Genomic DNA, 25576 nt, shown 5'->3' with positions numbered 1-25576 from the left:
GGCCCGGGAGCATGCGTTAGTGAAAGGAGACTCCGCAATGCAGTTGAACGGAGGATGGCTGGTGGGCGCGCGTCGGGTTCCTTCGCCGCACCATGATTGCCGCCCGGATGATGAAACCCCCTCTCTGCTGGTGGTGCATAATATTAGCCTGCCGCCGGGTGAATTTGGCGGTCCGTGGATTGACGCTCTGTTCAGCGGCACGCTCGATCCCACCGCGCATCCCTATTTTGCCGGGATCGCTCAGCTGCGGGTTTCGGCGCATTGTCTGATTCGCCGCGATGGTGAAATCGTGCAGTATGTGCCTTTCGATAAGCGCGCGTGGCATGCCGGCGTCTCCTGCTATCAGGGGCGCGAGCGCTGCAACGACTTCTCTATTGGTATTGAGCTGGAAGGAACGGATACGCTGGCTTATACCGACGCGCAGTATCAGCAGCTGGCCGCGGTTACGCGGCAGCTGACCGCGCTGTATCCGGCCATTGCTGAAAACATGACCGGCCATAGCGATATCGCGCCGGTGCGTAAAACGGATCCCGGCCCGGCGTTTGACTGGGCAAAATTTCGCGGTCTGCTGACCGCTTCGTCAGATAAGGAGATGCCATGACGTTGTTTTCTACGCTGCTGGTTCTCATCGCCGAACGCCTGTTTAAGCTGGGCGAGCACTGGCAGCTCGATCATCGCCTCGAGGTCCTGTTCCGTCGCGTGAAGCACTTCTCGCTTTTCGGCACGCTGCTGATGGCGGCGGTGGCGATGGTCGCGGTATACATTATTCAGCGCCTGCTGCAGGGCGTGCTGTTTAACGTCCCGCTGCTGGTGTTCTGGATCCTGCTTGGCCTGCTGTGCATTGGCGCTGGCAAAGTCCGTCTGCACTATCACGCCTACCTGAAGGCCGCTTCCCGCAACGATAAGCATGCCTGCGACGCGATGGCCAGCGAGCTGACGCTTATCCACGGCGTCCCGCCGGGCTGCGACAATCGCGAATACCTCAGCGAACTGCAGAATGCGCTGCTGTGGATCAACTACCGCTACTACCTTGCGCCGCTGTTCTGGTTTGTGGTCGGCGGGCCGTGGGGCCCGATCACGCTGATTGGCTACAGCGTTCTGCGCGCATGGCAGTCGTGGCTGGCCCGCTATCAAACGCCGCACCACCGTTTACAGTCAGGAATTGACGGCATTTTGCACGTCGTGGACTGGGTGCCGGTGCGGCTGGTTGGCGTGGTTTACGCGCTGGTTGGTCACGGGGAGAAGGCGCTACCCGCCTGGTTCGCCTCGCTGGGCGATCGCCATTCGTCGCAGTACCAGGTGCTAACGCGCCTGGCGCAGTTCTCGCTCGCCCGCGAGCCGCATGTCGACAAGGTCGAGACGCCAAAGGCCGCCGTCTCAATGGCCAAGAAAACGTCGCTGGTGGTGGTGGTGATTATGGCCCTGCTAACGATTTACGGCACGCTGATTTAAGCGCCCGCCCGGCGGCGAGCGAGACGCTTAGTCTGTATCCGCAGGCGGGATGCCAAAATCAGGCATCCCGTTTTTTTGCCAGACGATCCGCTTCAGCCGCGTATGGCGATTAGGGTCGTACAGCGGGTCGCCTTCAATTTCGGTGTAGCTTCGCGCGTGATACACCAGCACGTCTTCCCCTTCCTCCGTTTGCGTAAAGGCGTTGTGCCCGGGACCATATTGACGGTTCTCATCGCTGGTGCAAAACACCGGCTGCGGCGATTTATGCCAGTTCTCCGGCCGCAGCGGGTCGGCCTGACGGTCGATCCACAGCAGCCCCATGCAGTAGTTCTCATCCGTGGCGCTGGCGGAGTAGCTCACGAACAGTTTGTCCTCATGAAACAGCGCCGCCGGGCCCTCGTTCACCAGAAAACCGCGGCACTCCCAGCCAAACTCCGGCTTACTCAGCATCACGGGATCGCCTTTCAGCGTCCATGGGTTTTCCAGCTCTGCCAGATACAGGTTCGAGTTGCCGTCGATATGCGGGGCCTTTTGCGCCCAGAGATACCACTGCTTTCCCTGATGACGGAAGGTGGTGGCATCCAGCGCAAAGGTGTCAAAGGGCGTTTTCACCCGACCTTTTTCTCTCCACCTGCCGGTCAGCGGATCGCCGTCATCGCATTCAAGCACGAACATGCGGTGCTGGAACATGCCCAGCGCGTCGAGGTCGTGGGTATGGGTCGCCGCGAAGTAGATGTACCATTTCCCGTCAATTTCATGCAGTTCCGGCGCCCAAATCAGCTGGCTCATCGGGCCGCTTTCCGGCTTGCGCCAGACGACCACCGGCGGCGCCTCGCGCAGGCCCTCCAGCGTTGCGGCGCGGCGGATCTCCAGCCGGTCATACTCCGGGACCGAAGCTATAAAATAGTAGTGCTGCCGATGGCGCAGAATAAACGGGTCCGCGCGCTGTTCAATAAACGGATTCGGCCAGTTGTTCATCAGGCTTTCCTTATCTGTTCGCTGGTTTTGAGGTCCTGAAGTTCGTTCAGCTCGCCGTAGTTGACGCGGCGTTTCTCGAGGTCGGCCTGGATTTGGCTCATAAACTCGCGATTCACTTTTAGCATCCTCACCACCCCTGCGGTCAGCAGATAGCCGATGCCCGGAATAATGCTGAACAGCAGGACAATGCCGTTTACGGCGGAGGCGCTTTGCTCTTTGGCCCCGGAATCATAGCCGTACCAGGAGAGCAGGAAGCCGACCATCGCCCCGGCTACCGCCAGCCCAACCTTCAGGAAGAAGAGGTTGCCGGAGAAGCTAATGCCGGTGATGCGTTTGCCGGTTTTCCACTCGCCGTAGTCATCAACGTCGGCCATCAGCGACCAGTGCAGCGGCGATGGGATCTGATGGAGGATGTTAAGCAGGAAGTAGAGCACCATAATCATCGTGGTGGCGTGCGGGTCGAAGAAGTAGAAGGCGCAGGAGAAGATAGCCAGCGCGATGTTGGTCCAGAAAAATACCTGCAGCTTGCACCAGCGGTCGGTCAGCACCTTGGCCAGCATACTGCCGATCATCATCCCGACGACGCCGAGGCTGATAAACAGGGTCGCGAAGTGGGTGCTTTGCTGCATCACCCAGGTTACGTAATACATGGTGGCGGCCATACGGATAAAGCCAGGACAGACGTTGCACAGCGTCAGCAGCAGAATGCGTACCCACTGGTCATTTTTCCAGACGTCTTTGAAATCCTTCTTTAGTTCATCATTGGTTTGCACCGCCGGACGCACGCGCTCACGTACCGTGGCGAAACAGAATAAAAACATGCACATGCCGATAAGCGCCAGCACGGTCATCGCCATCTGGTAGCCTTTGGCTTTATCGGCGCCGCCGAACCAGTCCGCCATCGGCAGGAGCGTTAACGACAGCAGCAGCGTGGCAATGCCGACCATCACAAAGCGGTAGGACTGGCAGGCAACGCGCTCCCTGGGGTCATTAGTAATGACGCTGCCCAGCGAGCAGTAGGGAATATTGATGGCGGTATAGGTCAGCGATAGCAGGAAGTAGGTGACGAAGGCATAGATAACCTTGCTGTTATACGTCCACTCGGGCGTGGTGAACATCAGGACGCTAAACAGGGCGTAGGGGAAGGCTATCCACAGCAGCCACGGGCGAAAGCGGCCATATTTGCTGCGGGTGCGGTCGGCCATCGCCCCCATGATGGGGTCGGTCACGGCGTCAATAACGCGCACCGAGAGCAGCAATACGCCGACCAGCGCCGGAGCAAGGCCGAATATATCGGTATAAAAATAGTTAACAAACAGCATGATGGCGCCGAAAATGATGTTACATCCGGCATCGCCCATCCCATAGCCAATCTTTTCTTTAACTGAAAGCTTATTGTCTGCCATCTGGAGATCCTCCCCGTTGCGGTATGGAAGGATTATTTGCTGATATGTTGTTAAATGCGTTGCAGTATCAGGTTAACGATATGGACAAAACGACTGATGCAGGGGAAGTGTGAGGTGGGTAACAGTGCTCTGTGCCCGCAACGATGCGGCGGGCACAGAGTTTGGAGATGTATTAATGTGCTTTTACGGCGCTGGCGTTTCTTTGTTTGAGCAGGTAGCCGACGCCGAGAACGGCAATCCACACCGGGATCAGGTAGACGGAAATGGCCATGCCCGGGGTGATTAGCATGATGACCAGTACCGCGACCATGAACAGCAGGCAGATCCAGTTACCGACCGGGTAGAACAGGGCCGGGAAGCGGGAAACCACGCCCTGCTGCTGTTTTGCGCGACGGAACTTGATGTGCGCCAGGCTGATCATTGCCCAGTTAATCACCAGGGCAGAGACAACCAGCGCCATCAGCAGACCAAACGCTGATTCAGGAGCGAGGTAGTTAATCAGCACGCACAGCGCGGTCACCACGGCGGAAACCAGGATGGTATTCACCGGTACGCCGCGCTTGTCGACGTTCATCAGCGCTTTCGGCGCGTTGCCCTGCTGGGCAAGGCCAAACAGCATCCGGCTGTTGCAGTAAACGCAGCTGTTATACACCGACAGCGCGGCGGTCAGTACCACCACGTTGAGCGCGTTAGCAACGAAGGTATCTCCCAGTTCGTGGAAGATCAGCACAAACGGGCTGGTGTCTGCGGTTACGCGGGTCCACGGCAGCAGAGAGAGCAGTACCGCCAGCGAGCCCACGTAGAAGATCAGAATACGGTAGATAACCTGATTGGTGGCTTTGGGAATGCTCTGCTCCGGGTTATCCGCTTCCGCCGCGGTGATCCCTACCAGCTCCAGGCCGCCAAACGAGAACATGATGATGGCCATCATCATCACCAGCCCGGTGAAGCCGTGCGGCAGGAAACCGCCCTGATCCCACAGGTTGCGGACGGTTGCCTGCGGGCCGCCGTTGCCGCTGAACAGCAGCCAGCCGCCGAACAGAATCATCGCCACAACGGCAACGACTTTAATAATGGCGAACCAGAACTCCATCTCGCCGAAGACCTTCACGTTGGTGAGGTTGATGGCGTTAATGGCAACGAAGAAGATAGCTGCAGAAACCCAGGTTGGGATCTCGGGCCACCAGAACTGGACGTATTTTCCGACCGCGGTCAGTTCCGCCATGGCGACCAGAACGTACAGCACCCAGTAGTTCCAGCCGGAGGCAAAGCCGGCAAAACCGCCCCAGTACTTATAGGCGAAATGACTGAATGACCCTGCCACCGGCTCTTCCACAACCATCTCACCGAGCTGGCGCATAATCAGAAAAGCAATAAAACCGGCGATGGCATAGCCAAGGATAATACCGGGACCTGCTGACTGGATAACGGACGCGCTGCCCAGAAACAGGCCGGTACCGATAGCGCCGCCCAGAGCAATAAGCTGTATATGGCGGTTTTTCAGGCCGCGCTTTAGCCGATCGCCTTGCTGTTGACCTTCCATCATGAAACCTCGTGTGTGGTTATTTTGCGTTTACGCTTCATCCTTCAGGCTGTTGCTTTATTGTCATTGTCGGTCCCTGCCAGATAGCATAGCTATCCCTATTGCTGAGAGTTGATGACCAGCCCTGTTATGCATGATTCTGCGTCAACATTATTGTGTTGTGTAATTATGAAATTCCGTTTCTGTATTAATTTCTTTACGCAAGGCGGAATATAAAATCACTAAAAGGCCTTTTGTATCATGGAGAATAGTGATAAGTGCGGGCGAATGCACCTGCTTTATGAAGGGGTGATGACGAAGCGAACAAAAAGAAACCATTTGTAAATAGGTCGGCGACGGGCGCTTTTAACCCTTAATGACTAACAACGCAATAAAACTGAATATAAAGACGCATTTTGGCCTGTTGAATCGGTTCAGATAGCCTGTTTTACGTTTCACAAAAGTTAACGCTACCTCCAACGGGGTAAAGACATCATTTGTGAGAAGTTACAATTCTGAAATGTTATTTCTGTAAGGTTGTTAAAATATGCCGGGTTTACTGATTTCAATCAAAACCTGTATGGACAGAAGGTGAATACTTTGTTACTTTACCGCTACGAACTGCGAATTGGTAAGACCAATTGACTCCGGGCTAATGGCAGAGACAGGGAATATGGCCTACAGCAAAATCCGCCAACCAAAACTATCTGATGTGATTGAGCAGCAGCTAGAGTTTTTAATCCTTGAGGGGACGTTGCGCCCCGGTGAAAAACTCCCGCCTGAACGCGAACTGGCTAAACAGTTCGACGTTTCCCGTCCCTCGCTGCGTGAGGCGATTCAACGCCTCGAAGCCAAGGGCCTGTTGCTTCGTCGCCAGGGCGGTGGAACTTTTGTACAAAGCAGCCTGTGGCAGAGCTTCAGCGACCCGCTGGTAGAGCTCCTGTCCGATCACCCTGAATCACAATTCGATCTGCTGGAAACCCGTCACGCGCTTGAAGGCATCGCGGCTTATTACGCGGCGCTGCGCAGCAATGATGCTGACCGCGAACGTATTCGCGAGCTGCATCAGGCCATTGAACGGGCCCAGCAGTCCGGCGATCTTGACGCCGAATCCGATGCCGTCGTCCAGTATCAAATTGCCGTCACCGAAGCGGCGCATAATGTTGTGCTGCTGCATCTGCTACGCTGCATGGAGCCGATGCTGGCGCAAAACGTTCGTCAGAACTTTGAATTGTTGTACGCCCGTCGGGAAATGCTCCCGCAGGTCAGCAATCATCGCACGCGTATTTTCGAGGCGATAATCGCCGGGGAGCCGGAGCAGGCGCGTGAAGCGTCGCATCGACACCTGGCATTCATTGAAGAAATTTTGCTGGATCGTAGCCGTGAGGAGAGTCGTCGAGAACGCTCACTGCGTCGTTTACAGCAACGGAAAGATGAGAACTCCGGTTCTTAAGCGCCATTTTTTAGAGCGCGGCAACTAAACGCAGAACCTGTCTTATTGCGCTTTTAGTTTCAGTTGCCCTAAATAATTCGGCTTGTATCGCGGCGGCAAGCGTCGGAATCCCCGGGAGCATAGCTAACTATGTGACCGGGGTGAGGACGAGAAGCCAACAATGATACAAGCCGAAGTATGACGGGCAAAGAGTGCAATGGGACAGGTTCCAGATTAATCAACGATTAGATAGATAAGGAATACCCCCCATGTCAGAACGTTTACCAAATGACGTGGATCCGATCGAAACTCGCGACTGGCTACAGGCGATCGAATCGGTCATCCGTGAAGAAGGTGTTGAGCGCGCTCAGTATCTGATTGACCAACTCCTTTCTGAAGCCCGCAAAGGCGGGGTGAAGGTTGCTGCTGGCACATCTACTGGCAGTTACGTCAACACTATTGCCGTTGAAGATGAACCGGAATACCCGGGGAATCTCGATCTGGAACGTCGCATTCGTTCTGCGATTCGCTGGAACGCCATCATGACCGTTCTGCGCGCATCGAAAAAGGATCTTGAGCTGGGCGGCCACATGGCTTCCTTCCAGTCCTCCGCGACCTTCTATGAAGTGTGCTTCAACCACTTCTTCCGTGCGCGCAACGAGCAGGATGGCGGCGACCTGGTTTACTTCCAGGGCCACATCTCTCCGGGCGTCTACGCACGTGCGTTCCTCGAAGGTCGTCTGACTGAAGAGCAGATGAACAACTTCCGTCAGGAAGTGCATGGCAAAGGCCTCTCTTCCTACCCGCACCCGAAACTGATGCCGACCTTCTGGCAGTTCCCGACCGTATCCATGGGTCTGGGCCCAATCGGTGCAATCTACCAGGCTAAATTCCTGAAATATCTGGAACACCGTGGCCTGAAAGATACTTCCAAACAAACCGTTTACGCCTTCCTGGGCGACGGCGAGATGGATGAGCCGGAATCTAAAGGCGCTATCACCATCGCGACCCGTGAAAAACTGGATAACCTGGTCTTCGTCATCAACTGCAACCTGCAGCGTCTGGACGGCCCGGTCACCGGTAACGGCAAAATCATTAACGAACTGGAAGGCATCTTTGCCGGTGCTGGCTGGAACGTTATCAAGGTTATCTGGGGCGGCCGCTGGGATGAGCTGCTGCGTAAAGACACCAGCGGTAAGCTGATTCAGCTGATGAACGAAACCGTTGATGGCGACTACCAGACCTTCAAATCCAAAGACGGTGCCTACGTTCGCGAGCACTTCTTCGGTAAATATCCGGAAACCGCAGCGCTGGTTGCCGACTGGACTGACGAGCAGATCTGGGCCCTGAACCGCGGTGGTCACGATCCGAAGAAAGTCTTCGCTGCACTGAAAAAAGCGCAGGAAACCACCGGTAAAGCTACCGTTATCCTGGCCCATACCATCAAAGGTTACGGCATGGGTGATACCGCTGAAGGTAAAAACATCGCTCACCAGGTGAAGAAAATGAACATGGACGGCGTACGCTACGTCCGCGATCGTTTCAACGTGCCGGTTGCCGATGCTGATATCGAAAAACTGCCGTACGTGACCTTCCCGGAAGGTTCCGAAGAGCATACCTATCTGCACGCCCAGCGTGAGAAACTCCACGGCTACCTGCCGACCCGTCAGCCTAACTTCGATGAGAAGCTGGAGCTGCCGACCCTGGGAGATTTCGGTCCGCTGCTGGAAGAGCAGAACAAAGAGATTTCTACCACTATCGCCTTCGTTCGTGCCCTGAACGTGATGCTGAAGAACAAGTCCATTAAAGACCGCCTCGTGCCGATCATCGCCGATGAAGCGCGTACCTTTGGTATGGAAGGCCTGTTCCGTCAGATTGGTATCTACAGCCCGAACGGTCAGCAGTACACCCCGCAGGACCGTGAGCAGGTTGCTTACTATAAAGAAGACGAGAAAGGTCAGATCCTGCAGGAAGGTATCAACGAACTGGGTGCCGGCGCATCCTGGCTGGCTGCTGCGACCTCTTACAGCACCAACAACCTGCCGATGATCCCGTTCTACATCTACTACTCCATGTTCGGGTTCCAGCGTATCGGTGACCTGTGCTGGCAGGCTGGCGATCAGCAGGCTCGCGGCTTCCTGGTCGGCGGGACTTCCGGTCGTACCACGCTGAACGGCGAAGGTCTGCAGCACGAAGATGGTCACAGCCATATTCAGTCTCTGACTATCCCGAACTGTATCTCTTACGATCCGTCTTACGCGTACGAAGTTGCCGTCATCATGCACGATGGCCTGGAGCGTATGTACGGTGAGAAACAAGAGAACGTTTACTACTACATCACCACGCTGAACGAAAACTACCACATGCCGGCCATGCCGGAAGGCGTTGAGGAAGGTATCCGTAAAGGTATCTACAAACTCGACACCCTTGAAGGTAGCAAAGGTAAAGTTCAGCTGCTGGGCTCCGGTTCTATCCTGCGTCACGTGCGTGAAGCAGCAGAGATTCTGGCGAAAGACTACGGCGTAGGTTCTGACGTCTACAGCGTAACTTCCTTCACCGAGCTGGCGCGCGATGGCCAGGACTGTGAGCGTTGGAACATGCTGCACCCGCTGGAAACCCCGCGTGTACCGTACATCGCTCAGGTGATGAACGACGCACCGGCCGTAGCGTCTACTGACTATATGAAACTGTTCGCCGAGCAGGTTCGTACCTATGTACCGGCTGATGATTACCGCGTACTGGGTACCGACGGCTTTGGTCGCTCTGACAGCCGTGAAAACCTGCGTCACCACTTCGAAGTAGATGCTTCCTACGTGGTTGTTGCGGCGCTGGGCGAACTGGCTAAACGTGGTGAAATCGATAAGAAAGTTGTGGCAGAAGCAATCGCCAAATTTAACATCGATGCAGATAAAGTTAACCCGCGTCTGGCGTAAGAGGTAAGAGAATAATGGCTATCGAAATCAACGTACCGGATATCGGGGCAGATGAAGTTGAAATCACCGAAATCCTGGTCAAAGTTGGCGACAAAGTTGAAGCTGAACAGTCGCTGATCACCGTAGAGGGTGACAAAGCCTCTATGGAAGTCCCGTCTCCGCAGGCTGGCGTCGTTAAAGAGATTAAAGTCTCCGTTGGCGACAAAACCGAGACCGGTAAACTTATCATGATTTTCGATTCCGCCGATGGTGCAGCAGCCGCTGCACCTGCGCAGGAAGAGAAAGCAGCAGCGCCAGCTCCGGCCGCTGCACCGGCTGTGGCCGCGGCGAAAGACGTACACGTGCCTGATATCGGCGGCGACGAAGTAGAAGTCACCGAGATCATGGTTAAAGTGGGCGACACCGTTACGGCTGAACAGTCTCTGATTACCGTTGAAGGCGACAAAGCGTCAATGGAAGTCCCGGCACCGTTCGCGGGTACCGTGAAAGAGATTAAAATCAGCGCTGGCGACAAAGTCTCCACCGGCTCGCTGATCATGGTCTTCGAAGTGGCGGGTGCGGCACCTGCCGCAGCGGCAGCACCGGCACAGGCGGCCGCTCCGGCGGCAGCGGCTCCGGCTGGCGCGAAAGACGTTAACGTACCGGATATCGGCGGTGACGAAGTTGAAGTGACCGAAGTGATGGTGAAAGTGGGCGACAAAGTTGCCGCTGAACAGTCACTGATCACCGTAGAGGGTGACAAAGCCTCGATGGAAGTTCCGGCACCGTTCGCGGGCACCGTGAAAGAGATCAAAATCAGCACCGGCGACAAAGTCTCCACCGGCTCGCTGATTATGGTCTTCGAAGTTGAAGGCGCGGCGCCTGCTGCGGCTCCGGCGGCAGCTGCTCCGGCACCTGCAGCGGCTGCACCGGCTCCGGCTGCGAAAGCGGCGGCCCCTGCGGCGAAAGCTGAAGGCAAATCCGAGTTCGCTGAGAATGATGCCTACGTCCATGCGACTCCGCTGATCCGCCGCCTGGCGCGCGAATTTGGCGTGAACCTGGCGAAAGTGAAAGGCTCCGGTCGTAAAGGCCGCATCCTGCGCGAAGACGTCCAGGCCTACGTGAAAGATGCCGTTAAGCGCGCTGAGTCTGCGCCTGCTGCCGCTACCGGCGGCGGTATCCCGGGCATGCTGCCGTGGCCGAAAGTGGACTTCAGCAAGTTTGGTGAAGTTGAAGAAGTTGAGCTGGGCCGTATCCAGAAAATCTCTGGTGCTAACCTGAGCCGTAACTGGGTGATGATCCCGCACGTTACGCACTTCGACAAAACCGACATCACTGACCTCGAAGCGTTCCGTAAGCAGCAGAACGCGGAAGCTGAGAAGCGTAAGCTGGACGTGAAATTCACCCCGGTGGTCTTCATCATGAAAGCGGTTGCCGCTGCGCTTGAGCAGATGCCTCGCTTCAACAGCTCCCTGTCCGAAGATGCGCAGCGTCTGACGCTGAAAAAGTACATCAACATCGGTGTTGCGGTTGATACGCCTAATGGTCTGGTTGTTCCGGTCTTCAAAGACGTGAACAAGAAGAGCATTACCGAGCTGTCTCGTGAACTGACTGTGATCTCTAAGAAAGCGCGTGACGGTAAGCTGACCGCTGGCGAAATGCAGGGCGGTTGCTTTACCATCTCCAGCATCGGCGGCCTGGGTACCACCCACTTCGCACCGATTGTTAACGCGCCGGAAGTGGCTATCCTCGGTGTGTCCAAATCCGCGATGGAACCGGTATGGAATGGTAAAGAGTTCGTTCCGCGTCTGATGATGCCGATCTCTCTGTCCTTCGACCACCGCGTGATCGACGGTGCTGATGGTGCTCGCTTTATTACCATCATCAACAACACCCTGAGCGATATTCGCCGCCTGGTGATGTAAGCGAAAAGCCGGCCTGACGGCCGGCTTTTTTCTGGTAACCTCGCGCGCGTTTTGGGGTTATCGGCAATAAAGGACAAAATCGTTTGCCGTTTGTTGTTTCAAAATTGTTAACAATTTTGTAAAATGCACGCGGATAGAACGTCCCGGTGGATATAAGGGTATTAATATACATACCCTATGGATTTCTGGATGCAGCAAGGCAGCAAGCGCCAGAATCCCCAGGAGCTTACTCAAGTAAGCGGCTGGGGGGAAGGCGTGAAGCTAACGCAGTTGCGGCCTGAAAGACGACGGGTATGACCGCCGGATACTAACTACAGAGGTCATGATGAGTACTGAAATCAAAACTCAGGTCGTGGTACTTGGGGCTGGTCCCGCAGGTTATTCTGCTGCCTTCCGTTGCGCTGACTTAGGTCTGGAAACCGTCATCGTCGAACGTTACAGCACCCTGGGCGGTGTTTGTCTGAACGTCGGCTGTATCCCTTCTAAAGCGCTGCTGCACGTTGCTAAAGTTATCGAAGAAGCGAAAGCGCTGGCCGAACACGGTATTGTTTTCGGTGAGCCGAAAACCGATATCGACAAAATTCGTACCTGGAAAGAGAAAGTTATCACTCAGCTGACCGGCGGTCTGGCCGGAATGGCCAAAGGCCGTAAAGTGAAAGTGGTAAACGGTCTGGGTAAATTTACCGGGGCTAACACCCTGGAAGTTGAAGGCGAAAACGGCAAAACCGTGATCAACTTCGACAACGCGATCATCGCGGCGGGTTCCCGTCCGATCGAACTGCCGTTCATTCCGCATGAAGATCCGCGCGTGTGGGACTCCACCGACGCCCTCGAACTGAAATCCGTACCTAAGCGCCTGCTGGTTATGGGTGGCGGTATCATCGGTCTGGAAATGGGTACCGTTTACCATGCGCTGGGTTCAGAGATTGACGTGGTTGAAATGTTCGACCAGGTTATCCCGGCTGCCGATAAAGACGTGGTGAAAGTCTTCACTAAACGCATCAGCAAGAAGTTCAACCTGATGCTGGAAACTAAAGTGACCGCCGTTGAAGCAAAAGAAGACGGCATCTACGTTTCCATGGAGGGCAAAAAAGCCCCGGCTGAAGCGCAGCGTTACGACGCCGTGCTGGTGGCTATCGGCCGCGTACCGAACGGTAAAAACCTCGATGCGGGCAAAGCCGGCGTTGAAGTTGACGAACGCGGCTTCATCCGCGTTGATAAGCAGCTGCGTACCAACGTACCGCACATCTTCGCTATCGGCGATATCGTGGGTCAGCCGATGCTGGCGCACAAAGGCGTTCACGAAGGTCACGTTGCCGCAGAAGTTATTTCTGGCCTGAAGCACTACTTCGACCCGAAAGTGATCCCGTCAATCGCCTATACCGAACCGGAAGTTGCCTGGGTTGGTCTGACCGAGAAAGAAGCGAAAGAGAAAGGCATCAGCTACGAAACTGCCACCTTCCCGTGGGCAGCATCCGGCCGTGCGATCGCTTCCGATTGTGCAGACGGTATGACCAAACTGATCTTCGACAAAGAGACCCACCGTGTTATCGGCGGCGCGATTGTCGGCACCAACGGCGGCGAGCTGCTGGGTGAGATCGGTCTGGCTATCGAAATGGGTTGTGACGCAGAAGACATCGCTCTGACCATCCACGCGCACCCGACTCTGCACGAGTCCGTTGGCCTGGCGGCAGAAGTCTTCGAAGGTAGCATCACCGACCTGCCGAACGCGAAAGCGAAGAAAAAGTAACTTTTTCTTTCCGGCAAAAAGCATAAGCGGCTCTGTGAGCCGCTTTTTTTATGCCTGATGTTTAGATCTGTGTCTGCGTTAATAACCTGCTACAGGTTATAGATACTTTGACAATAATTACTAAGTAAACTTATAGCTGGTTAATTATTAGTGGGGTGGGTTATGAAACGCTTTTTAACAACGACGTTGTTAGCGGCAACGCTGGCATCCGCTATGGCCTGTGCCGCCGATCCTTCCATTCCGTGGGCTGACAACAGCGGCGGCACGGAAAATACGCATATTGCCACGATGGGGCAGAACCTGAATACGCAGCACCAGGCGATCAGCAAAACGAGTGAAGGCGTCTGGGCGGCGAACTCGGGCAGCATCAAGAGCGATGAAGCCGCACTGAGCAGCACGAAGCCGGCATTTAGCGGCTACCCGCAGCTGATGCCCCATCAGGGCTAAAATCGTTTCAGCTTCTCAGCGCCCGGCGCGGGATGAGGCGCCGGGCATATTTTATGCTTTTTTCCTGAAAGGGCGCGCCAGCCGCAAGGCGGGATGAAGCGGCTGATTTTGCCGGAAGAGGGGTCAGCCGCCGGCAGCAACATGAAATTTATATACCGGGAAACCGGTGTAAAGGCTGTAAAATCCTGCCCTTAACGATTCAGCTAATTTTTAATGTTGCTTTTTTGTAAACAGATTAACACCTCGCCAAAATCCTGCTATGCTGCCGACGCGGTATCGGGCATTTACCCTACAAACTGCTGTCTCACAGGAGCGTGAAGAGAATCGCCTACCGCATTTTACAATGAGAGCGAGGAGAACCGTCGTGCTAGAAGAATACCGTAAGCACGTAGCTGAGCGTGCAGCCGTTGGGATTGTTGCCAAACCCTTAGATGCAACCCAAATGGCCGCGCTGGTAGAACTGCTGAAAAACCCGCCAGCGGGTGAAGAAGAATTCCTGTTAGACCTGTTAATTAACCGCGTACCGCCGGGCGTCGACGAAGCCGCCTACGTTAAAGCCGGATTCCTTGCCGCCATCACCAAAGGTGAAGCGACCTCCCCACTGGTTACCCCTGAAAAAGCCGTTGAACTGCTGGGCACCATGCAGGGCGGTTACAACATTCATCCGCTGATTGACGCGCTGGACGATGCCAAACTGGCTCCGATTGCCGCGAAAGCGCTGTCCCATACGCTGCTGATGTTCGATAACTTCTATGATGTAGAAGAGAAAGCGAAAGCGGGTAACGAACACGCTAAGCAGGTGATGCAATCCTGGGCCGACGGCGAGTGGTTCCTGAGCCGCCCGCAGCTGGCGGAAAAAATCACCGTCACCGTTTTCAAAGTTACCGGTGAAACCAACACCGATGACCTTTCCCCGGCGCCGGACGCCTGGTCCCGCCCGGATATCCCCCTGCACGCGCTGGCGATGCTGAAAAACGCCCGTGAAGGCATCGAACCGGATCAGCCGGGAGCGGTTGGCCCGATCAAGCAAATTGAAGCGCTGCAGAAAAAAGGCTTCCCGCTGGCCTACGTTGGCGACGTTGTCGGTACCGGCTCTTCGCGTAAATCCGCCACCAACTCGGTGCTGTGGTTTATGGGCGACGATATCCCGAACGTGCCGAACAAGCGCGGCGGCGGCCTGTGCCTTGGCGGGAAAATTGCACCAATCTTCTTTAACACTATGGAAGATGCGGGCGCGCTGCCGATTGAAGTGGACGTCAACGACCTGAATATGGGCGACGTCATTGACGTTTACCCGTTCAAAGGCGAAGTGCGTAACCACGAAACCGATGCGCTGCTGGCGACCTTCGAGCTGAAAACCGACGTGCTGATCGACGAAGTCCGCGCCGGTGGCCGTATTCCGCTGATTATCGGTCGTGGCCTGACGACCCGCGCGCGCGACGCCCTGGGCCTGCCGCACAGCGACGTTTTCCGTCAGGCGAAAGACGTTGCCGAAAGCACCAGCGGCTTCTCGCTGGCGCAGAAAATGGTTGGCCGCGCCTGTGGCGTAACCGGTATTCGTCCTGGCGCCTACTGTGAGCCGAAGATGACCTCCGTTGGCTCCCAGGATACCACCGGTCCGATGACCCGTGACGAGCTGAAAGACCTGGCGTGCCTGGGCTTCTCTGCGGACCTGGTGATGCAGTCCTTCTGCCATACCGCGGCCTATCCGAAGCCGGTCGACGTGACCACGCACCATACTCTGCCTGACTTCATTATGAACCGCGGCGGCGTCTCTCTGCGTCCGGGCGATGGCGTTATCCACTCGTGGCTGAACCGTATGCTGCTGCCGGACACCGTAGGTACCGGCGGCGACTCCCATACCCGTTTCCCAATCGGTATCTCCTTCCCGGCGGGCTCTGGTCTGGTGGCGTTTGCCGCCGCCACCGGCGTCATGCCGCTGGATATGCCGGAATCCGTGCTGGTGCGCTTCAAAGGGAAGATGCAGCCGGGGATCACCCTGCGCGATCTGGTTCACGCCATCCCGCTGTACGCCATCAAGCAGGGCCTGCTGACCGTTGAGAAGAAAGGGAAGAAAAACATCTTCTCCGGACGCATTCTGGAAATCGAAGGCCTGCCGGATCTGAAAGTTGAGCAGGCGTTTGAGCTCACCGACGCCTCCGCCGAGCGTTCTGCAGCCGGCTGTACCATCAAGCTGAACCAGGCGCCGATCGTTGAGTATCTGAACTCCAACATCGTTCTGCTGAAGTGGATGATCGCCGAAGGTTACGGCGATCGCCGCACCCTGGAGCGTCGCGTTCAGGGGATGGAAAAATGGCTGGCGGATCCGCAGCTGCTCGAAGCCGATGCGGATGCGGAATATGCCGCGGTTATCGACATCGATCTGGCGGATATCAAAGAGCCGATCCTCTGCGCACCGAACGACCCGGACGACGCTCGTCTGCTGTCCGACGTTCAGGGTGAGAAGATCGACGAAGTCTTTATCGGCTCCTGCATGACCAACATCGGCCACTTCCGCGCCGCAGGTAAGCTGCTGGATAGCCACAAAGGCCAGCTGCCGACCCGTCTGTGGGTGGCTCCGCCAACCCGTATGGATGCGGCTCAGCTGACCGAAGAAGGCTACTACAGCGTCTTTGGTAAGAGCGGCGCGCGGATCGAAATCCCGGGCTGCTCCCTGTGCATGGGCAACCAGGCGCGCGTAGCCGACGGCGCGACGGTGGTTTCCACCTCAACCCGTAACTTCCCGAACCGTCTGGGGACCGGCGCGAACGTCTACCTGGCTTCCGCTGAGCTGGCGGCCGTGGCTTCACTGCTCGGCAAGCTGCCGACGCCGGAGGAGTACCAGACCTTCGTCGCTCAGGTCGATCAGACGGCAGCGGATACCTACCGCTACCTGAACTTCAATCAGCTGGATCAGTACACTGAGAAAGCGGATGGGGTGATTTTCCAGACTGCGGTATAAGGTCACGCGTCAGCTCGCCTGACGAACTGGCCGTAAAGTCTCCAGTGCCCGGTGAACATTGCGTCACCGGGCATTTTTATTTCCAATCCTTCATCCTCCGCGCTTTTTTTCTCCCCCGGTGCTGCGATAATTACGCTATGGGTACAGTGCAGCGTGACGCATTGCCCTTGCAGAGGAAGAGACTATGGATTACGAATTTCTGCGCGATATTACCGGAGTGGTAAAGGTGCGGATGGCGATGGGCCACGAGGTGGTGGGGCACTGGTTTAATGAAGAGGTGAAGGATAATCTCGCCCTGCTGGATGAAGTGGAACAGGCCGCGCGTACCGTAAAAGGCAGCGAGCGCTCCTGGCAGCGTGCCGGGCATGAGTACACGTTATGGTTAGATGGCGAAGAGGTGATGATCCGCGCTAACCAGCTGGAAATCTCCGGCGATGAAATTGAAGAAGGGATGAGCTACTACGACGAGGAGAGCTTCTCCCTCTGCGGCGTCGAAGACTTTTTGCAGGTCGTTGCCGCCTACCGTCGCTTCTTACAAGACCGCTAACCCCCCGGCAGCGCTCTTTTTGGCGCTGCCCGCACTCTCCTCCTTGATTACATTTAATCAAATAATCATTAAACGGCTTAACGTTGACCCGGAACTGAGATCTGACCCTTATTTTTCTTTTTATTGATTTAATATAGTCATGTGTGATTATATTAAATCAATTTGGAGGGCGGTATGAAAATTAAAGCGACAATAGAAAAAATCCCCGGAGGGATGATGGTCGTCCCGCTTGTGCTGGGGGCTATGCTCAATACCTTCGCCCCCGAGGCGCTGCAGGTGGGGGGCTTTACCACGGCATTATTTAAGAACGGCGCCGCGCCGCTTATCGGGGCGTTTTTACTCTGCATGGGGGCGGGTATCCATATAAAAGCCGCCCCTAAATCTCTGTTGATTGGCGGCGGTATTACCTTCACTAAGTTCGTTGTGGCGGTAGCGCTTGGATTTACCGTCGAGACGTTTTTTGGCGTCGACGGTCTGTGGGGACTCTCCTCCGTCGCCATTATTGCCGCGATGAGCAACACTAACGGCGGCCTGTACGCCGCTCTGGCCGGCGAGTTTGGCAGCGAGAATGAGGTGGGGGCAACGCCGCTGATGTCTCTGAGCGACGGCCCGATACTGACGATGATCGCTCTGGGCGCGGCGGGTATGGCTAATATTCCGCTGATGTCGATCGTGGTGGTGCTGATCCCCATGCTTATCGGCATGCTGCTCGGCAATCTGGATGCGCAGATGCGCGAATTCCTCACTAAAGGCGGCCCGCTGCTGATCCCATTCTTTGCTTTTGCGCTAGGCGCCGGAATCGACCTGTCCATGCTGTTGAAGGGCGGGCTTGCCGGGATCCTGCTGGGCGCGCTGACCACCCTGGTGGGCGGTTTCTTCAATATTAAAGTCGATCGCCTGCTGGGCGGGACCGGTATTGCCGGCGCAGCGGCTTCCAGCACCGCTGGTAACGCCGTCGCCACGCCGATGGCGATTGCACAGGCGGACCCTGCGCTGGGCGCGATCGTGGCGGTGGCGACGCCGCTGGTGGCCACGTCGGTGATTGTGACCGCCCTCTTAACGCCAGCGCTGACGTCGTGGGTGGCGAAGCGTAACCAGCAGCAGGCGAAGATCGCCCTCGGGGAGAAACCGTAATGAAGATGATTGTTATCGCAGATGATTTTACCGGAGCAAATGATACAGGGGTCCAGCTGGCCAAAAAGGGCGCGCGCACTGAGGTCATGCTCGATGAACGACAGCAAGCGTCACGTAAGGCTGATGTCCTGGTGATAAATACCGAAAGCAGGGCGTTGGCGCCGGCTGAGGCGGCAGAGAAGGTGAGGGCGGCCGTCGCGCCCTGGTTTCGCGAGCGGGATAACCCGCCGCTGGTATACAAAAAGATAGACTCGACGTTCCGCGGTAACGTCGGCGCGGAGGTCGAAGCGGCAATGCAGGCCTGCGGGACCAGGCTGGCCATCGTGGCGGCAGCGATCCCTGCGGCGGGCAGGGTAACGATGAACGGACAGTGTCTGGTACACGTCGTACCGCTCGTCGAAACAGAATTTGCCAGCGATCCAAAAACACCGATTATTTCTTCTCATATCAAGACATTGCTTGAATTGCAGACCGCCTGTCCGGTTTATGAGCTGGATCTGGCGACGGTACGTGGCGGTGGCTCAGGCGCCGAACTCCAGCGCTTAGGCGAGAGCGATGGTGGGATTGTGGTCGTTGATGCCGAAAATGATGGCGATTTAGCCCTGCTGGCCCAGGCGGTGGCCGGGCTTCACGACCGTTACCTGCTCGTTGGCGCGGCGGGTTTTGCTAACGCGCTGCCGGCAGGCTGCTATCTCAGCCCACGGCAGCAGCTGCCGGTGCTGGTAGTCGCCGGTTCGATGAGTGAAGCGACCCGGCAGCAAATTGTGTTTGCGGCGAAAGAGAGAGCGCTGGGGATTGTGGATATTGATGTCGAGGCGCTGCTGCAAACGGACAGCGATAGCATGAAGGAAAAGATCGTCCACCAGTCCACTGCCGTTTTGCGCGATCGCCAGCATTGTGTGCTGAGAACCAGCCGCGACGCCGATGCGCGCGGGATGATTGAGACGCTGTGCGAACGCTACCAGCTTTCACGCCAGCAGCTAGGAGACAGCATTAGCTCAGCGCTAGGCGATATCACGCTCGCCATCATCAACCGAGCGCAAATCGGGGGGCTGTTCCTCACGGGCGGAGATATTGCTATCGCCGTGGCGAGAGCGCTCGGCGCTGAGGGTTATCGCATCGACAGCGAGGTTGCGCCTTGCGTGCCCTGCGGAACGCTGGTTAACAGCGAAATTGACGATCTGCCGGTGATCACCAAAGCCGGCGGATTTGGCGGTGAAGCCACGCTTCGGGATGCACTTTATTTTATTGAGGAGATGTACAGTGACAAATAACGTAATTGCCGTCACGATGGGCGACCCGGCAGGCATCGGGCCCGAAATCATTATCAAATCTCTGGCCGAAGGCGAGCTTTCCGGCACGCCGGCAGTCGTGGTGGGATGTTTACAGACGCTACAGCGTCTGCAGGCGTCCGGCGTCACCCCGCCCGTAGAATTACGCCCGATAAAGCAGGTTTCCCAGGCGCGCTATGCGCCGGGGATCGTTAACGTCATTGACGAACCCCTGAAAGAGCCTGCCATGCTCATACCGGGAAAAGTGCAGGCGCAGGCCGGCGACCTGGCTTACCGCTGCGTTAAGCGGGCCACCGAAATGGCGCTGGCGGGAGAGGTCTCCGCCATCGCGACCGCGCCGCTGAATAAAGAGGCGCTTCATCTGGCGGGGCACATGTATCCGGGCCATACGGAGCTGCTGGCCCGGCTGACGGACAGTCGCGATTATGCGATGGTGCTGTATACCGACAAGCTGAAGGTCATACACGTTTCGACGCATATTGCGCTGCGTAAATTCCTCGATACCCTGAACGGCGAGCGTATCAAAACGGTGATCTCGCTCGCCGACACTTTCCTACGGCGCGTGGGGTTCAGCTCTCCGCGTATCGCGGTAGCCGGCGTTAATCCTCATGCCGGTGAAAACGGTCTTTTTGGCGATGAGGAGATTAATATTGTCGGCCCGGCGATAGCGCAGATGCAGCAGCGGGGAGTGGCCGTTTATGGCCCTTGCCCGCCGGATACCGTCTTTCTGCAGGCCTGGGAAGGGCAGTACGATATGGTGGTGGCGATGTACCACGATCAGGGGCATATTCCGTTGAAGCTGCTTGGCTTCTATGATGGCGTCAATATCACGGCCGGGCTGCCGTTTATCCGCACCTCAGCGGATCACGGCACCGCGTTTGATATTGCCTGGACAGGTAAAGCTAAGTCTGAGAGCATGGCGATCTCTATCCAGCTAGCCAGTCAGCTTGCTTAATTTATAGATCGTTATCCGGATTCATTCAGGTTGCACAAGGCGGCAGTCCGCGGTGCCTGAGGCGGTTACCCGCGCCGGTTAAGCGCTGGCGTGGCTATCGGCTCGCAACGTGAAAGATGAAAGGTATATGAAGTCACAAAATCGATTAGACCAGATTCTGGACTATCTGAAAGGCCATAATCTGGTCACCGTTGAACAACTGGTTAGCGCTATTGACGCTTCCCCCGCGACCATACGACGCGATCTGATTAAGCTGGATGAGCAGGGCGTGATTAATCGCAGCCACGGCGGCGTGGCGCTTAACCGCTTTATCCCTGCTCAGCCGACGACGAATGAAAAGCAGCTGCTGCATCCCCAGGAAAAGAGCGCGATTGCCCAGCTCGCCCTGTCGATGATTAAAGCCGGAGATTCGGTCGTGCTGGATGCCGGGACGACGATGCTGGAGCTGGCGCGTAACCTGACTTCGCTGCCGCTGCGCGTGATTACATCCGATTTACGCATCGCCCTGTTTCTCTCGGAGTTTAAGCAGATAGAGGTGACCATTATCGGCGGTCGCATCGATGACAGCAGCCAGTCGTGCATTGGCGATCACGGTCGTAAGCTGCTGCGCGGTATCTACCCGGATATCGCATTTATTAGCTGTAATTCGTGGAGCCTGGAGAAGGGAATTACCACTCCCACGGAAGAGAAGGCCGGGCTCAAGCAGGATCTGGCGCTGAATGCGAGCCGCCGGGTGCTGTTAGCGGACAGCAGCAAGTATGGCTCCTGGTCGCTGTTTTGCGTCACCCCGCTTGCCAGCCTGACGGATATCGTCACCGATCGCGGCCTGGCGACCCAGGCACAGGAGGCGCTCGCCAACCTGCCGTGCCAGCTTCACCTGGCATAACCAGGCAGCGCCGCCGCCGCGGCCCTGCCTGCGTCTCTTAGATATGCGGAATGTTGCGGGCGTAGTAAATCTCGCGCATCTCCTTCCACAGCAGGTCGGTAATGACCCTGCGCTCCTCTTCGCTTAAATCTTCTGGCCTGGTATGGAACATGTAGTGCTTCAGGTCGAACTCCTTCAGCAGCATCTTGCTGTGGAAGATGTTTTCCTGGTACACGTTGACGTCCACCATGTCATACAGCGACTTGATGTCGTCGGACATAAAGTTCTGTATCGAGTTAATTTCATGATCGATAAAGTGCTTCATCCCGTTGATATCACGCGTAAAGCCGCGAACGCGGTAGTCAATGGTGACGATATCGGATTCCAGCTGGTGGATGAGGTAGTTCAGCGCCTTCAGCGGCGAAATGACGCCGCAGGTTGATACTTCAATATCAGCGCGGAAGGTACAGAGCCCGCCCTCGGGATGGCTTTCCGGGTAGGTATGGACGCAGATATGGCTTTTATCGAGATGGGCGACCACGGTTTCCGGCAGCGGGCCAGGATGCTCGCTTTGATCGATAAGCTGCGGGTCAATCGGTTCTTCGCTGACCAGTATGGTGACGCTGGCGCCCTGCGGCTCATAATCCTGGCGCGCGATATTCAGGATATTGGCGCCGATTATTGAGCACGTCTCGGACAAAATCTCGGTCAGGCGGTTGGCGTTATAGAGTTCATCGATATAGGCGATATAGCCGTCGCGCTCTGCCGCCGTTTTGGCGTAGCAGATATCGTAAATGCAAAAACTCAGGCTCTTGGTCAGGTTGTTAAAGCCGTGCAGCTTCAATTTTTTCAATTTAGTTCACCCCCTTATTTAAGATCGCTGACGGACAGCGCATCCAGCAGATATTGCGGTAGGGCGAATGCCGCCGTATGAATTGCCGGGTTGTAATAGCGGCACTTGAGGTTTGCTTTGTGGAAGCGCGCCTGGATGATTTCGCTGGAAAGATGGCGCAGGGCGTCATTGTCCGTCGCCCAGGCGAAGGTCATGATGCCGCCGTAATAGGTGGGTACCGCCGCCTGATAGAAGCTGACGTCGCTGAAGTAGTGGGCCAGCTTGCGGTGGCTGTCGACAGCTTCATCCTGCTGGAGAAAGCTCACGCCGTTCTGGGCAACGAAAATTCCGCCGGGGTTCAGGCAGCGCTTGCAGCCTGCATAAAAGGCCGAAGTGAACAGGCTTTCGCCGGGACCAATGGGGTCGGTGCAGTCGGAGATAATGACGTCAAACGTTTGCGTCGTCTGGTTAACAAAATTGACGCCGTCGTCGATAACCAGCGTAAAGCGCGGATCGTCGTAGGCGCCGGCGTTGTGGTTTGGCAGGTACTGACGGCAGAAAGAGACCACGCCCGCGTCAATCTCAACCATAGTGATCGTTTCGATATGCGGATGACGGGAGACTTCGCGCAGCATGGCGCCGTCGCCGCCGCCGATGATCAGCACGTGCTTCGCCTGGCCGTGGGCCAGCAGCGGAACGTGGGTCATCATTTCATGATAGATAAACTCATCGCGCTCGGTGGTTTGCACCACGCCGTCCAGCGCCATCACGCGGCCAAAAGCGGCGTTGTCAAAAATGATCAAATCCTGATGATCGGTCTTCTCGTGATACAGCACGTTATCAACGGTAAAATACTGACCAAAATGGTCGTGCAGCGTTTCATGCCACAGTTTGCTATCGGCCACGGATTGATTCCTCCTTTGTTAACATCTGTTACACCCGTAAAAAACGAGCGCAACATCATAGCCAACTATAGATGAGGATGCACGGCGGATATTTCAGCAATGCGCGTACGGGCGAATACGCCTGAAAATAGAGGCGATAGCGGGCGGAAATTCTGCGGTGCGGCGCTATTTAACGTAAGCCAGCAGGCTGAGCGAATCGCGCGCCAGCGCTTTACATTTTTTGGGGGTCGAAATCTTGATGCCGCTGAGATCGCGGTAGCTGTCTTCGCCGAGCGCTTTCATATTAAAGCTGTCGTAGTTGCTCAGATCCCATTGATTCTGTTGAGCAAAAAAGACCAGCGCGCGACGGATCTGGGTATTAGGCAGGTTCTGGTAACCGCAGTCGTTTTTCAGAAAAACAAATACCGCTGTTAAATCAGCCATATCTTCCGCTTCCGACTCGCTTAACGCGTAGCTATTGGCGGATAGTGCAAGCAGGCTGCCGAGCACTAGTGTTCTGCAAAGCGTCTTCATTTTGTTTACCATTGAATCACGGACGAACAAAGTTAGCATACTTCTTTACATGACGCCGAGCTTTATTCTTACTCTTCTGCTTGACCTTCCCGTTGCTGGAGGGTTTAAGCTCAAAAGTTCACCAGCAGAATAAAAGGATGTGAAATGCAACGTCGTGAATTTATCAAATTAACCGCCGCGCTTAGCGCGTTCAGCGCGCTTCCGCTCTGGAGCCGCCCGGCGTTTGCCGCCGCTCGCCCGGCATTGCCGATACCTGAACTGCTTGCCGCCGACGCGCGAAATCGCATCACGTTAACCATCCAGGCAGGGAAAACCCAGTTTGGTCCCCATAGCGCCACCACCTGGGGCTATAACGGTAATCTGCTGGGCCCTGCGCTGCGCCTCAAAAAAGGGGAGGCGGTCACCGTGGATATTCATAACCGCCTGGCCGAAGAGACCACCGTGCACTGGCATGGCCTGGAGGTCCCAGGCGAAGTTGACGGCGGGCCGCAGGGGGTCATTGCGCCAGGGGCTTCCCGCAGCGTGAGCTTCACGCCGGCGCAGCGGGCCGCCACCTGCTGGTTCCACCCGCATCAGCACGGTAAAACCGGACGCCAGGTGGCGATGGGGCTGGCGGGGCTGGTGCTGATTTCCGATGAGGAGAGCGAGCGCCTGCTGCTGCCCAAGCAGTGGGGGATCGATGACGTGCCGGTGATCGTGCAGGATAAGCGCTTCACCGCCGCCGGCGAAATTGACTATCAGCTCGATATCATCAGCGCGGCCGTCGGCTGGTTTGGCGATACGCTGCTGACCAACGGGGCGCTCTATCCCGAACACGCCGCCCCGCGCGGCTGGCTGCGCCTGCGCCTGCTTAACGGCTGCAACGCCCGCTCGCTCAATTTCTCAACCAGCGACGGCCGACCGATGTACGTGGTGGCCAGCGACGGCGGGCTGCTTGCCGAGCCGGTCAAGGTGAGCGAGCTGCCGGCATTGATGGGGGAACGCTTTGAAGTGCTGGTGGATACCCGCGACGGCAAAGCCTTCGATCTGATCACGCTGCCGGTCAGCCAGATGGGCATGGCGATTGCCCCGTTCGACAAACCGCAGCCGGTGCTGCGCGTCCAGCCGCTGACGATTCAGGCATCCGGCCAGCTGCCGGATACCCTGGCGGCGATGCCCGGGCTGCCGCCGCTGGCTGGCCTGACCCAGCGCACGCTGCAGCTGTCGATGGATCCGATGCTGGATATGATGGGCATGCAGGCGCTAAGGCAAAAGTACGGCGATGGGGCGATGTCAGGCATGCACCACGGCGGCATGATGGATAGCGGCGGCATGGGAAATATGAACCACGGCGAGATGGGTAAAATGGACCACGCGGGTATGGGGCAGATGAACCACGGCGACGGCGCGTTCGATTTCCACAACGCCAACCGTATCAACGGCAAAGCTTTTGACATGGACGTGCCGATGTTTGCCGCGGCGAAGGGGCAGTATGAGCGCTGGGTGATTTCCGGCAAAGGCGACATGATGCTGCACCCGTTCCACATCCACGGTACCCAGTTCCGCATTCTGTCGGAAAACGGCCGGCCGCCCGCCGCGCATCGGACGGGGTGGAAAGATACCGTCCGGGTCGATGGCGGCGTCAGCGAAGTGCTGGTTAAGTTTGACCACGAGGCGCCGAAGGAGTTTGCCTATATGGCGCACTGCCATCTGCTGGAGCATGAGGATACCGGCATGATGCTCGGCTTTACGGTCTAGCCCGGCCGCG

20 protein-coding genes are annotated in these 25576 nt (G+C 56.6%); 14 read left to right on the top strand and 6 right to left on the bottom strand.

All coding sequences use genetic code 11. The features are described from left to right. Positions 1-37 precede the first annotated feature (37 nt). A complete protein-coding gene (gene ampD, locus MMW58_RS24330) occupies positions 38-601 on the top strand; it encodes a 1,6-anhydro-N-acetylmuramyl-L-alanine amidase AmpD (RefSeq protein ID WP_133600645.1) in 564 nt (187 codons plus the stop codon). Continuing rightward, a complete protein-coding gene (ampE, locus tag MMW58_RS24325) occupies positions 598-1452 on the top strand; it encodes a beta-lactamase regulator AmpE (RefSeq protein WP_133600644.1) in 855 nt (284 codons plus the stop codon). The genes ampD and ampE overlap by 4 nt, the downstream gene beginning before the upstream one ends. A 27-nt stretch (positions 1453-1479) precedes the next feature. On the opposite strand, the gene MMW58_RS24320 is transcribed toward ampE, so the two are convergent. From MMW58_RS24320 to aroP, 3 genes are all read right to left on the bottom strand, one after another. Continuing rightward, entirely contained in the window at positions 1480-2430 is a 951-nt protein-coding gene (locus MMW58_RS24320) for a glycoside hydrolase family 43 protein (RefSeq protein ID WP_241722277.1), read from the bottom strand. Continuing rightward, on the bottom strand, positions 2430-3836 hold the full coding sequence (locus MMW58_RS24315; protein ID WP_123710096.1) for a glycoside-pentoside-hexuronide (GPH):cation symporter: 1407 nt from the start codon (positions 3834-3836) through the stop codon (positions 2430-2432). Before MMW58_RS24315 ends, MMW58_RS24320 begins: the two co-directional genes overlap by 1 nt. Positions 3837-4008: 172 nt before the next feature. Further along, entirely contained in the window at positions 4009-5382 is a 1374-nt protein-coding gene (gene aroP / locus MMW58_RS24310; RefSeq protein ID WP_159237423.1) for an aromatic amino acid transporter AroP, read from the bottom strand. 649 nt (positions 5383-6031) lie between these two features. On the opposite strand from aroP, the gene pdhR reads away from it, so the two are divergent. From pdhR to MMW58_RS24255, 11 genes are all read left to right on the top strand, one after another. After that, the gene (pdhR, locus tag MMW58_RS24305) at positions 6032-6811 is read left to right on the top strand and encodes a pyruvate dehydrogenase complex transcriptional repressor PdhR (protein WP_004857919.1); all 780 of its coding nucleotides are present in this window, start codon (positions 6032-6034) and stop codon (positions 6809-6811) included. 248 nt (positions 6812-7059) lie between these two features. Next, a complete protein-coding gene (aceE, locus tag MMW58_RS24300; protein ID WP_133600641.1) occupies positions 7060-9723 on the top strand; it encodes a pyruvate dehydrogenase (acetyl-transferring), homodimeric type in 2664 nt (887 codons plus the stop codon). Positions 9724-9737: 14 nt separating this feature from the next. After that, the gene (aceF, locus tag MMW58_RS24295) at positions 9738-11627 is read left to right on the top strand and encodes a pyruvate dehydrogenase complex dihydrolipoyllysine-residue acetyltransferase (protein ID WP_241722276.1); all 1890 of its coding nucleotides are present in this window, start codon (positions 9738-9740) and stop codon (positions 11625-11627) included. A gap of 325 nt (positions 11628-11952) precedes the next feature. Continuing rightward, positions 11953-13377 carry a dihydrolipoyl dehydrogenase gene (lpdA, locus tag MMW58_RS24290; protein ID WP_045859854.1) on the top strand — a complete coding sequence of 475 codons (1425 nt, stop codon included), beginning with the start codon at positions 11953-11955 and terminating at the stop codon, positions 13375-13377. A gap of 162 nt (positions 13378-13539) precedes the next feature. After that, on the top strand, positions 13540-13824 hold the full coding sequence (locus MMW58_RS24285; protein ID WP_159237421.1) for a hypothetical protein: 285 nt from the start codon (positions 13540-13542) through the stop codon (positions 13822-13824). A gap of 364 nt (positions 13825-14188) precedes the next feature. Next, on the top strand, positions 14189-16786 hold the full coding sequence (gene acnB, locus MMW58_RS24280; RefSeq protein ID WP_241722275.1) for a bifunctional aconitate hydratase 2/2-methylisocitrate dehydratase: 2598 nt from the start codon (positions 14189-14191) through the stop codon (positions 16784-16786). A gap of 184 nt (positions 16787-16970) precedes the next feature. Further along, positions 16971-17333, top strand: coding sequence for a protein YacL (yacL, locus tag MMW58_RS24275; RefSeq protein WP_095103735.1), 363 nt, complete (start codon positions 16971-16973; stop codon positions 17331-17333). A gap of 174 nt (positions 17334-17507) precedes the next feature. Then, the gene (locus MMW58_RS24270; RefSeq protein WP_045859844.1) at positions 17508-18467 is read left to right on the top strand and encodes a 2-keto-3-deoxygluconate permease; all 960 of its coding nucleotides are present in this window, start codon (positions 17508-17510) and stop codon (positions 18465-18467) included. Beyond that, positions 18467-19741 (top strand): D-threonate kinase, encoded by a 1275-nt coding sequence (dtnK, locus tag MMW58_RS24265; RefSeq protein WP_241722274.1) that lies wholly within the window; start codon positions 18467-18469, stop codon positions 19739-19741. The genes MMW58_RS24270 and dtnK overlap by 1 nt, the downstream gene beginning before the upstream one ends. Then, a complete protein-coding gene (locus MMW58_RS24260) occupies positions 19701-20714 on the top strand; it encodes a D-threonate 4-phosphate dehydrogenase (RefSeq protein WP_371823019.1) in 1014 nt (337 codons plus the stop codon). Before dtnK ends, MMW58_RS24260 begins: the two co-directional genes overlap by 41 nt. Positions 20715-20841: 127 nt before the next feature. Beyond that, complete coding sequence (locus MMW58_RS24255) at positions 20842-21600, top strand: DeoR/GlpR family DNA-binding transcription regulator (RefSeq protein ID WP_095103729.1); 759 nt, start codon at positions 20842-20844, stop codon at positions 21598-21600. A 37-nt stretch (positions 21601-21637) separates the two neighbouring features. Here the strand turns inward: MMW58_RS24255 and speD are convergent, their stop codons facing one another. The 3 genes from speD to MMW58_RS24240 form a co-directional block, all read right to left on the bottom strand. Further along, a complete protein-coding gene (gene speD, locus MMW58_RS24250) occupies positions 21638-22432 on the bottom strand; it encodes an adenosylmethionine decarboxylase (protein ID WP_045859836.1) in 795 nt (264 codons plus the stop codon). A 14-nt stretch (positions 22433-22446) separates the two neighbouring features. Then, positions 22447-23316: a polyamine aminopropyltransferase gene (speE, locus tag MMW58_RS24245; RefSeq protein WP_241722272.1), complete on the bottom strand. Its 870-nt coding sequence runs from the start codon at positions 23314-23316 to the stop codon at positions 22447-22449. Positions 23317-23481: 165 nt separating this feature from the next. Then, entirely contained in the window at positions 23482-23829 is a 348-nt protein-coding gene (locus MMW58_RS24240; protein WP_095104103.1) for a YacC family pilotin-like protein, read from the bottom strand. 144 nt (positions 23830-23973) lie between these two features. Between MMW58_RS24240 and cueO the strand changes: the two genes are divergently transcribed. Beyond that, complete coding sequence (gene cueO / locus MMW58_RS24235) at positions 23974-25566, top strand: multicopper oxidase CueO (RefSeq protein ID WP_241722271.1); 1593 nt, start codon at positions 23974-23976, stop codon at positions 25564-25566. Positions 25567-25576 lie beyond the last annotated feature (10 nt).

The organism is Klebsiella sp. HC6 (genome assembly GCF_022605325.1).
Lineage (GTDB): Bacteria > Pseudomonadota > Gammaproteobacteria > Enterobacterales > Enterobacteriaceae > Klebsiella > Klebsiella terrigena.
The sequence above is the reverse complement of the archived record's forward strand: the minus strand, read 5'-3'. Positions and strand labels throughout refer to the sequence as shown.

Bases quoted from the DNA above. Each gene is read 5' to 3' on its own strand.
- MMW58_RS24315 (WP_123710096.1), bottom strand. From the start codon at position 3,836: ATGGCAGACAATAAGCTTTCAGTTAAAGAAAAGATTGGCTATGGGATG.
- MMW58_RS24320 (WP_241722277.1), bottom strand. From the start codon at position 2,430: ATGAACAACTGGCCGAATCCGTTTATTGAACAGCGCGCGGACCCGTTT.
- MMW58_RS24255 (WP_095103729.1), top strand. From the start codon at position 20,842: ATGAAGTCACAAAATCGATTAGACCAGATTCTGGACTATCTGAAAGGC.
- ampD (WP_133600645.1), top strand. From the start codon at position 38: ATGCAGTTGAACGGAGGATGGCTGGTGGGCGCGCGTCGGGTTCCTTCG.
- pdhR (WP_004857919.1), top strand. From the start codon at position 6,032: ATGGCCTACAGCAAAATCCGCCAACCAAAACTATCTGATGTGATTGAG.
- ampE (WP_133600644.1), top strand. From the start codon at position 598: ATGACGTTGTTTTCTACGCTGCTGGTTCTCATCGCCGAACGCCTGTTT.
- aceE (WP_133600641.1), top strand. From the start codon at position 7,060: ATGTCAGAACGTTTACCAAATGACGTGGATCCGATCGAAACTCGCGAC.
- lpdA (WP_045859854.1), top strand. From the start codon at position 11,953: ATGAGTACTGAAATCAAAACTCAGGTCGTGGTACTTGGGGCTGGTCCC.
- dtnK (WP_241722274.1), top strand. From the start codon at position 18,467: ATGAAGATGATTGTTATCGCAGATGATTTTACCGGAGCAAATGATACA.
- MMW58_RS24270 (WP_045859844.1), top strand. From the start codon at position 17,508: ATGAAAATTAAAGCGACAATAGAAAAAATCCCCGGAGGGATGATGGTC.
- yacL (WP_095103735.1), top strand. From the start codon at position 16,971: ATGGATTACGAATTTCTGCGCGATATTACCGGAGTGGTAAAGGTGCGG.
- aceF (WP_241722276.1), top strand. From the start codon at position 9,738: ATGGCTATCGAAATCAACGTACCGGATATCGGGGCAGATGAAGTTGAA.
- MMW58_RS24285 (WP_159237421.1), top strand. From the start codon at position 13,540: ATGAAACGCTTTTTAACAACGACGTTGTTAGCGGCAACGCTGGCATCC.
- MMW58_RS24260 (WP_371823019.1), top strand. From the start codon at position 19,701: ATGCACTTTATTTTATTGAGGAGATGTACAGTGACAAATAACGTAATT.
- cueO (WP_241722271.1), top strand. From the start codon at position 23,974: ATGCAACGTCGTGAATTTATCAAATTAACCGCCGCGCTTAGCGCGTTC.
- aroP (WP_159237423.1), bottom strand. From the start codon at position 5,382: ATGATGGAAGGTCAACAGCAAGGCGATCGGCTAAAGCGCGGCCTGAAA.
- MMW58_RS24240 (WP_095104103.1), bottom strand. From the start codon at position 23,829: ATGAAGACGCTTTGCAGAACACTAGTGCTCGGCAGCCTGCTTGCACTA.